This window comes from Ferrovibrio terrae (assembly GCF_943371255.1).
In the GTDB taxonomy this organism is placed as follows: domain Bacteria; phylum Pseudomonadota; class Alphaproteobacteria; order Ferrovibrionales; family Ferrovibrionaceae; genus Ferrovibrio; species Ferrovibrio terrae_B.
In genome coordinates this window covers 1-8,880 of record NZ_CALRUC010000148.1, presented here as the reverse complement: position 1 = coordinate 8,880, position 8,880 = coordinate 1, and the positions used below count along the sequence as shown (strand labels likewise).

At 62.7% G+C, this 8,880-nt stretch carries 10 protein-coding genes; 5 read left to right on the top strand and 5 right to left on the bottom strand.

Features of this window, described 5'->3' with window-relative positions:
• On the top strand, nucleotides 1-291 hold a 291-nt coding region (locus tag AAG799_RS20965; protein WP_341898911.1), incomplete at its 5' end, for a muconolactone Delta-isomerase family protein.
• Nucleotides 254-763, top strand: coding sequence for a YchJ family protein (locus AAG799_RS20960; protein ID WP_341898910.1), 510 nt, complete (start codon nucleotides 254-256; stop codon nucleotides 761-763). The genes AAG799_RS20965 and AAG799_RS20960, both read left to right, overlap by 38 nt.
• 20 nt (nucleotides 764-783) lie before the next feature.
• Here AAG799_RS20960 and AAG799_RS20955 read toward each other — a convergent pair whose 3' ends face one another.
• The 3 genes from AAG799_RS20955 to AAG799_RS20945 all read right to left on the bottom strand — a co-directional run bounded on the left by AAG799_RS20955 (nucleotide 784) and on the right by AAG799_RS20945 (nucleotide 3,059).
• The gene (locus AAG799_RS20955) at nucleotides 784-1,671 is read right to left on the bottom strand and encodes a linear amide C-N hydrolase (RefSeq protein ID WP_341898909.1); all 888 of its coding nucleotides are present in this window, start codon (nucleotides 1,669-1,671) and stop codon (nucleotides 784-786) included.
• 199 nt (nucleotides 1,672-1,870) lie between these two features.
• Complete coding sequence (locus AAG799_RS20950; protein WP_341898908.1) at nucleotides 1,871-2,656, bottom strand: SDR family oxidoreductase; 786 nt, start codon at nucleotides 2,654-2,656, stop codon at nucleotides 1,871-1,873.
• Nucleotides 2,657-2,783: 127 nt separating this feature from the next.
• A complete protein-coding gene (locus AAG799_RS20945) occupies nucleotides 2,784-3,059 on the bottom strand; it encodes a hypothetical protein (RefSeq protein WP_341898907.1) in 276 nt (91 codons plus the stop codon).
• Between the two features lie 201 nt (nucleotides 3,060-3,260).
• Between AAG799_RS20945 and AAG799_RS20940 the strand changes: the two genes are divergently transcribed.
• A complete protein-coding gene (locus AAG799_RS20940; protein ID WP_341898905.1) occupies nucleotides 3,261-4,397 on the top strand; it encodes a hypothetical protein in 1,137 nt (378 codons plus the stop codon).
• A gap of 27 nt (nucleotides 4,398-4,424) precedes the next feature.
• Here the strand turns inward: AAG799_RS20940 and AAG799_RS20935 are convergent, their stop codons facing one another.
• The gene (locus tag AAG799_RS20935) at nucleotides 4,425-4,715 is read right to left on the bottom strand and encodes a hypothetical protein (RefSeq protein WP_341898904.1); all 291 of its coding nucleotides are present in this window, start codon (nucleotides 4,713-4,715) and stop codon (nucleotides 4,425-4,427) included.
• 233 nt (nucleotides 4,716-4,948) lie between these two features.
• Between AAG799_RS20935 and AAG799_RS20930 the strand changes: the two genes are divergently transcribed.
• Nucleotides 4,949-5,449 carry a PAS domain-containing protein gene (locus AAG799_RS20930; RefSeq protein WP_341898903.1) on the top strand — a complete coding sequence of 167 codons (501 nt, stop codon included), beginning with the start codon at nucleotides 4,949-4,951 and terminating at the stop codon, nucleotides 5,447-5,449.
• A gap of 4 nt (nucleotides 5,450-5,453) precedes the next feature.
• Here AAG799_RS20930 and AAG799_RS20925 read toward each other — a convergent pair whose 3' ends face one another.
• Nucleotides 5,454-6,026: a cytochrome b/b6 domain-containing protein gene (locus AAG799_RS20925; RefSeq protein WP_341898902.1), complete on the bottom strand. Its 573-nt coding sequence runs from the start codon at nucleotides 6,024-6,026 to the stop codon at nucleotides 5,454-5,456.
• Nucleotides 6,027-6,271: 245 nt separating this feature from the next.
• Between AAG799_RS20925 and topA the strand changes: the two genes are divergently transcribed.
• The coding region (gene topA, locus AAG799_RS20920; RefSeq protein WP_341898901.1) for a type I DNA topoisomerase at nucleotides 6,272-8,880 on the top strand (2,609 nt) is incomplete at its 3' end.

Sequence of the window (8,880 nt, the reverse complement as noted above, 5' to 3'; positions counted from 1 at the left end):
CGGATCGAATACCTGCGCGCCGGCGAAAAGTTCAAGGAGCTGGTGCAGGCCGAATGGCGCGAGTCCGAGGCGATGCTGGCCAAGCGGCAACTCGTTGGCATCTGGCGCCGCGCCAATGCGCTCGGCACGTTTGTGCTGTGGAACCTGCCGGATGCCGATGCGGTGGCGACCACCTTGCGCGGGATGCCGCTCTATCCCTGCTTCACCAAGGTGGATGTGATCCCGCTGGCGCTGCACCCGAACTTCCCACAGTTTGCGCGGCCCGCCGAGACACACGAAAAGCCGGCGTAACTTGACTTCCTGCCCCTGCCAGTCCGGCCTGTCTTTCGAGGCCTGCTGCGGCCCGCTCCTCGCCGGCGCCCCGGCGCCCACCGCACTGGCGCTGATGCGCTCGCGCTACACGGCCTACGCGCGCGGCGATGTGGCGCATCTGGCGCGCACGCTGGCGCCCGAGCATCGCGCCGGCTTCGATGCGGCCGATGTCAGCGCCGGCATGCGCGAGACACAGTGGCTCGGGCTGGAGATTCTCGACACCAGGGATGGCGGCGCAGACGACAGCACCGGCATCATCGAGTTCGCTGCGCGCTTCAAGACGCAAGGCAGGCTACATGTGCTGCAGGAGCGCTCGCGCTTCCGCCGCGAGAACGGCCAATGGGTCTATGTCGACGGCGAGACCGCGTTGCGGCCAGTCAAGGCCGGCCGCAACGATCCCTGCCCCTGCGGCTCAGGCAAGAAGTTCAAGCAGTGCTGCGGGCGGGCATAGATACAGCGGCGGGATTGCCGTCACCAGGAGATCGCAATCTTGGCCCAGTCTGACGCGTCGTATTCGCGGGTGTAGATGATGCTGTTGACTAGATCCTTCACGATTTGAATCTGCGAATAGATCGGATTGCCTGTCGCGCTGCCCCCAAGATCGACACCTTTGATCAAGCTCGCCGACTCAAGAATCCGCTTGGCCAGATTCAGACCCTGCGCCGGTGTTGTGGCAAATTTCTCGCAGTATTCAAGCAGTGTACTGACACGCGTGTAGCGCGAGGTCGACATCCAGTCTCCGGGCAGTCCGAGCATACCCTGTCCGTGGAACTGGTCGCCTGAGTCTGGGAGAATTGCGCCCGGAAACCAGTTTCGGATATTCGCGTAGTCGTTCTGGTTTTCGAGCTGAAAATTCAGACCGGGATTATTCGTCATGACGGAAGACATATTAAAGGAACTAATGGGTTCGTGATCTTTGTATTCAACCACCAGACTGTCTCCCTGACTGTCGAAGACGATGTAGTGGTATTGCCACTTGCTATCGATGTTGATCGTTGTGAGGTAATTCGCTGCCTCCAATATGCTGCCGGCCTGGGCAAGCACGTAATTGACGATATCGTCAGAGGAGATCGTCGGACCGGGATTGTCGGTCGGGTAGCTGGCATTGGCCAGATTTCCGCTGATGCCTATGCCCTGCGAATTCATCCCCTCAAAAGGAATGTTGTATTTGCTGCCCTGAAAATCGACAGTATACAGTCCATATTTTGACGTCCATTCCACGCCGTTATTCAGCACAGACTTGAACACTTTTCCGGCGGGCGACTGACTGGTTGTGAACACCGAGGCCTGATCGTAATCCAGTGATCGGCCGGTTATGGCAAAATTGTTCGCGCTGTATACTTGAAAGGCTGTGCACATGATCGATTCTCCCAGCTCATCGAATGTTTTCCATTCTTAGGCTGAGGCATTTTCATACCTCAATCTTTTAATCATACGTACTTTGCCGTTTACACCAGTACTTATAGGCAGCGTTACTGGCGGTTACCTGCAACTGACTACGTATTCATGCAATAATATTTTACGAACGCGCCGCACGTTGCCTGTTGCAGGTCTTGTTTCAGCTATTCTTCCGCTCGCCCCGCAACGTCGGCAACCCGATACCAGTTGAGTCAAACCCGCCATCCACGCACAGCACCTGTCCGGTAACAAAGCTGGCCTGATCGCTGCTCAGGAAGAAGATCGCGTTGGCCAGTTCGCTTTCCAGCCCGTAGCGGTTGAGCGGCATGTGGTCGTGATAGTCGGCGCGGATTTCCGGCGTGTGCACGGCCAGCGCCATCGCGGTATCCACTGGCCCCGGCGCCACCGCGTTGACGCGGATGCCGTATTCGCCGAGTTCGGCCGCCTGCTGCTTGGTCAGATGCGCCAGCCCGGCCTTGCTGGTGCCGTAGGCCACCCGCAGCGTGGACGCACGCAGGCCCGAGATCGAGGTGATGTTGACGATCGCGCCGCCACCCTGGTCGCGCATGATCGGCGCCACCGCCTGCGTCATCAGAAAGGGGCCGGTGAGGTTCACCGCCATGACGCGCTGCCAGTCGTCCAGCGTCACTTCGAGGATCGGCTTGAAGATGGCGATGCCGGCATTGTTCACCAGCGCATCGATGCGGCCGAAATGGTCTTTCGCCTGTTGCACCGCGCGCTGCACGGCGGCGGGATCGGAGACATCGGCTTCCAGGGTCAGGATCGCATCCGGCCGGTTGAGATCTTTCGCCGCCGCCCGCAGCGTGTCGCCGAGGATGTCGAGCATGGCGACGCGCCAGCCATCGGTGAGAAACCTGGTGGCTGCCGCCAGCCCCAGACCGCGCGCCGCGCCGGTGACAAAAGCAACCCTGTTCGATGCGGTCATGGGGCCGACTCACTCCCTGCTGGTTTTTATCCAGACAAGGCTAGCCCGCCGGGCCGCGTCACGGCCAGTGCCGGCCGCGTGCGAAGAGTGATGCGGCCCGGCTTGCAGGCCGGGCCGCGACCATCGATCAGCCGCCGCAGCCCTTGCCGATCTGCTGGCCGGCTTCGGCACCTACCGCCTGCGGATTGCCCTTGATCTTGCCACCCATGGCAAGCGTGCGAACCTGGGCCGATACCGCCGCCGAAATGCCGGTCGGGCCGGATTTGCACAGCGCGGCATTGTCGGGATTGGCGGCCTTGGTGGCAGCAACCACGGCGGCCACCTCGGCCGGATTTTCTGCGGCAAAAGCCGCCGGCATCGACAGCGTCAACACCGCTGCGCCAATCAATAAAGCCAATTTCATAGCGATCTCCCCCTTGCTGGTTCTCTCGCACCGGCAGCGCTCGTCCGTAGACGGCGCAACAGATGCGCCGGTCATTTTCCCTCGCGGGCCGGGCCGTCGCATCGCCCGTACGAGGTATGCGCTGAAAGTTCATATACCTCCCGCGCGTGGAGCATGCTTAGATGCAACGAACAGTTGCCGCATCAGACGGCCGGAGGGGGCATGGAGTTACGTGAGTTCTCTGTGTTGGTGGAGCGACTTTACGAAGCGGCCCTGCATCCCGAAGGCTGGCAAACCGTCGCCACCGATCTGGCCCGGGCCTTTGAGTCCGGCAGCTGCGCCATCCAGCTGCGCGATCTGGCCGATGGCCGGACGCTGATCCTGTCGAACACCGACAATTACGACGCCAAGTCGCTGGCTGACTACGAAGCCCACTATTACGCCAACGATCCCTATGTTGATGGTGCGCTGAAGATCGGGTTCGGCATTCCACTGCTTGGACATAAAATCGTCGATGCCAATGCACTACTGAATTCGGAATTGTATGCCGACTGGGGCAAGGGCATCGGGGTCTTCCATCTCACCGGCGCGATGATGGCCGTGGATTCCGGCGCCATAGCCGGGATCGGCATCCATCGCGCCTATGGCTCGACCGACTACACCGTGGAAGACCAGCATGCGGTGGGCCTGATCCTGCCGCATCTGACCCGCGCGCTACAGATGTATCGCAAACTGAACGGGCTGGAGCGCCAGGGCCAGATCGGCCTGGCCGCGCTGGAGGCCCTGACGGTGGGCGTGATGGTGGTCGATGCCGCGGGCCGGTTGCTGTTCTCCAACACCGTGGCCGAACGGCTGCTGCAGAAAGGCCAGGGCATTGCGGCCAGCCACGGCCATCTGCGCGCCCAGCTCGCCGACCGCAATCTGGTTCTGCAGCACACTATCCGCGAAGCGGTTGCCGGCTTTTCCGGCCGGTCGTCGCATACTGGCATGCTGGTGATGCCGCGCCGCGACGGGCTGCCGCTGTCGCTGCTGGTCTGTCCGGCACCGGGCGACCGGCTGGGCAGCAACCGCCTGAAAGCCGCCGCGATCATCTTCGTGAACAACCCCGACGACCGCGTCACGCCGACAGAAGCCGCGCTGAGCGCGCAGTTCCGGCTCACGCCTGCCGAAGCCCGCCTCACCGCCGCGCTGCTCGATGGCGAGCATGTCGACGACTATGTGCAGCGAACCGGCTTAAGCCTGCACACGGTGAAGACCCAGCTCAAGGCCATCTTCGCCAAAACCGGCAGTGGCCGGCAGGCCGACCTGATCCGCGTCGTTCTGGCAAATCCGGTGCTTCGGATGTGCCGTCCGGGCTGACGTGACGTCCCTGCTTTTTTTGCGGCCTCAGCCGCCGAAGCAGTCCTTGCCGATTTTCGCGCTGGCCTCGACTCCCAGCGCCTGCGGATTGCCGTGGATTTTGCCGTCCATCGCCAGCGCCTTGGCCTGGGTGGAAACCGCATTCAGGATGCCGGCCTGACCCGACTGGCAGAGTTTGGCACTATCGGGATGGGCCTCGCGGGTGGCGGCGACTACCACCTCGATTTCGGCCGGATCCTCGGCGGCATGCGCCATCAGCGCCATCAGCACCAGAATCACCGCCACCTGCAGCGTTCCAACCGGCAGTTTGATCCTCATGACAGCCTCCGCGCCAATGGCGTGAACTTCCGTCATAGCAAAGGCCGGCAACACAGCGGCGGTGCAAAAGAGGTAGACGCTGACGCATTCGCGCCCCGCAGCCGGGCGGATTTGTCCCGATCCTTCACAGCGGCTGGCTGACAATCCCTTCATTTTGCGTTAACTTGTACCGCGAAACACCGGATATAGTCATTTTCTACGATTCGTTTCGCCGAGGGGGACGTCGACCTTATATGGGCCTGATGCTGGAAGGCGCGCCGCAACTGACGCTGGAGACGCTCCGGGCGCTCTATGCCTACTGGGCCGGCAAGCGCCATGGCCGCGCCCTGCCTGATCGCGCCGATATCGATCCCATCGAGATGAAGGCCTGGCTCGGCAACCTGATGCTGGTCGAGCGTATCGAGGATGGCGACTACTTATATCGTCTCTACGGCTCGACCTTCGTGAACCAGTTCAAGGTCGACATGACCGGCAAGCGGGTCAACGGCCTGCCGGCACAGCAGGCCGATCTGCTGCGCAGCGAATATGACGCGGTGGTACACAGTGGCATGCCGATGTCGCGCCGCTATACCGCCACCTTCGACTACACCTCGCGCGACAAGCGCTCGACCTGGCAGGTCGAGCGCAGCTGGGAGCGGCTGTCGCTGCCGCTGACCGCCGGCGGCGACGAGGTGCGCATGCTGCTGGTCGCCGCCTTCCCGCTGGAACCGGCGCCGGAAGACCGGCTGTCCTGATCCCTCAGGCCTGATTGCCTCCGGCCCGTTTGCGGCCGGTGATCATGGCTTTCACCAGATTTTCGCCATGCCGCAGGCTGCCGTACAGCACGCCGGCCACATGCACGGCAACCAGCGGCAGCAACAGGTTGGCAAAGGCTTCGTGCACCTCTTCCAGCCATTTGGCACGGGTGAAGATGTCCCAGGTGGTCATCCAGCCACTCAGGGCAATCAGCGCCAGCAGAGCCATCAGCGCCAGGATCATGACGGCGCCAAGCGGGTTATGGCCGACATGGCGAGGCTCACGAAACGCCAGCGCGGCCAGCCCATAGCGCCGCAGGCGGGTCCAGCTCGGGATGAAATCTCTGAAGCGGGCATGGCGGCTGCCCACAAAGCCCCAGAGAATGCGGATGACCAGAGCGCCCGCTATGGTGTACCCGACCCAACGATGGACCAGCTTGCCATCGTCGATCACGAAGTTGATCAGGCAGCCCGCCACCACGGTCCAGTGAAACAGCCGAACGACAAAATCCCAGACCGGACGTTCGGCTTGGCCGGATGAATCGACAGGGTGGTGGCGCGACAGGGTGTCAGACATCTTTATCTCCAGACGCAATGCCGCCGGCGCAGTACCGGCAGGTGCCCCAAAATGTCTGCTCAACCTGACAATCAGCTGACAATTGCCAAAACTATCATTGATTATCAATATCTTATGAGACACCTACGGATGCCCGATTTGACAAGGCGGGTCGCATCGCCCATGTTCCGCCTGCCGCGCCGGTCGGGCCGTTGCCCAGACTCAGGTGTCATGTTCGTCTCATTTTTGTTGGAAAACCGCCCATTATGAAAGTCGTTGTCGTCGAGAGCCCGGCGAAGGCAAAGACCATCGAGAAGTATCTCGGCCCAGGCCACACGGTCCTGGCCTCCTTTGGCCATGTCCGCGACCTGCCGGCCAAGGACGGCTCGGTGGAGCCCGATAAAGACTTCATGATGCATTACGAGATGTCCGGCCGCGGCTCTGAGTCGATCCGCGCCATCGCCAGTGCGCTGAAGGATGCCGACACCCTGATCCTGGCGACTGACCCGGATCGCGAGGGCGAGGCGATCTCCTGGCATGTGCTGGAAGCCCTGAACAACCGCAAGGTTGTGAAGAGCAAGACCGTGCGCCGGGTGGTGTTCAACGAAATCACCAAGACCGCCGTGCTGGATGCCATGGCGCATCCGCGCGACATCGACATGGATCTGGTCAATGCCCAGCAGGCCCGCCGGGCGCTGGACTACCTGGTCGGCTTCACGCTGTCGCCGGTGCTGTGGCGCAAGCTGCCGTCGGCCAAGTCGGCCGGCCGCGTGCAGTCGGTGGCGTTGCGCCTGATCTGCGAGCGCGAGACCGAGATCGAGGCCTTCCGGGCGCGGGAATACTGGACCATCGGCGCCGATTTCCGCACGCCGCAGAACCAGACCGTCACCGCGCGCCTGGTCGAGCTGGCCGGCAAGAAACTCGACAAGTTCGACATCAACAACGAGGCCGCCGCCAAGGCCGCCGTGGCCAAGCTGGCGGGCCTGAGCTACGCCGTCACCGACGTATCGATCAAGCCGGCCAAGCGGCACCCCTCGCCGCCGTTTACCACCTCGACCCTGCAGCAGGAAGCCGCCCGCAAGCTCGGCTTCTCGGCGCAGATGACCATGCAGATCGCCCAGCGCCTGTATGAAGGCGTCACCATCGGCGGCGAGACCACCGGTCTGATCAGCTATATGCGTACCGATGGCGTCAGCATGGCCGATGAAGCCATCCGCGCCGCCCGCGACGTGATCGCCGAGGATTTCGGCCGCGAAGCCGTGCCGGAAAGCTGGCGCGTCTACAAGACCAAGCAGAAGAGCGCGCAGGAAGCCCATGAGGCGATCCGCCCGACCGATTTCCGCCGCCGGCCCAAGGCTGTCGCGCGGTATCTCGATGAAGTCCAGCTCAAGCTCTATGAACTGATCTGGGTGCGCGCACTCGCCAGCCAGATGGAATCCGCCGAGCTGGAACGCACCACCGTCGATATCACCGATGCCAAGAAGACCGGCATGTTCCGGATCACCGGCACCGTGGTGCTCTCGCCCGGCTTCCTCAAGCTCTATGAGGAAGGCGTTGACGACAAATCCGCCGATGACGAGGAAGGCACCCGCCTGCCGAAGATGACCATCGGCGAGGCGATGAAGGAAGAAGGCGTCAAGCCGGAACAGCATTTCACCGAGCCGCCGCCGCGCTATTCGGAAGCCAGCCTGGTGCGCAAGCTGGAAGAACTCGGCATCGGCCGGCCATCCACCTATGCCGCCATCCTGGAAGTGCTCAAGGCCCGCTCCTACGTGAAGCTGGAGAATAAGCGTTTCACGCCGGAAGATGCCGGCTGGCTCGCCTATGCCTTCCTGGTCTGCTTCTTCGAGAAGTATTTCGCCTACAGCTTCACCGCCGGGCTGGAAGAAAAGCTCGACGAGATCGCCGAGCACAAGCTCGAATGGAAGAAGGTGCTGGAGGACTTCTGGCAGGACTTCAGCCTGCATGACGAGACGCAGGGCCTGACGCCCTTCTCGGTCAAGGACGCGGTCACCCGCATCGACGAGAAGATGGGTCGCCGCGGCGAGGTGCTGGACGCCATCAACGCGCTGCTGGAACACCACTTCTTCCCGGCGCGCGAAGACGGCAAGGATGCCCGCCTCTGCCCGGCCTGCAACAAGGGCCAGCTGGCGATCAAGGCCGGCCGCACCGGCGCCTTCATCGGCTGCTCGAACTATCCGGAATGCAGCTATACCCGGCCACTCAGCGCCGGCGGCAACGGCCATGGCGATATCGCCATCTCCGGCCCGCAGGAGCTTGGCATCGATCCGGCCACCAGTCTGCCGATCACGCTGCGCCAGGGTCCGTTCGGTCCCTATGTGCAGCTGGGCGAAGCGGAAGGCGAAGGCAAGGCCAAGACCAAGCCGAAACGCGCTTCCCTGCCCAAGGGCGTGACGCTGGAAGACGTGACGCTGGAAATGGCACTCAAGCTGCTGGCGCTGCCGCGCGTGATCGGCCTGCATCCGGCCACCGGCAAGGAGATCCTCGCCGGGCTGGGCCGCTTCGGGCCCTATCTGCTGCATGACGGCGCCTATACCAAGCTGAAGGACGCCATGGAAGCGCTCGAGATCGGCATCAACCATGCCGTCGAGAAGATCGCCGAGGCCGATGCGCGCCGCAAAGGTCCGCGCCAGCGTGCCGAACTGAAGGTGCTGCGCGAGATCGGCAAGCATCCCGATGACGGCGAGGCGATCCAGGTGATCGACGGCCGCTATGGTCCCTACATCAAGCATGGCGCCACCAACGCGCCGATCCCGCGCGGCACCGAGGTCGAGGCCGTGACCATGGACATGGCGATCCTGGCGATTGCCTCGCGCGCCAAGAAGGGCGGCAAGGGCAAGAAGAAGGCGGCGGC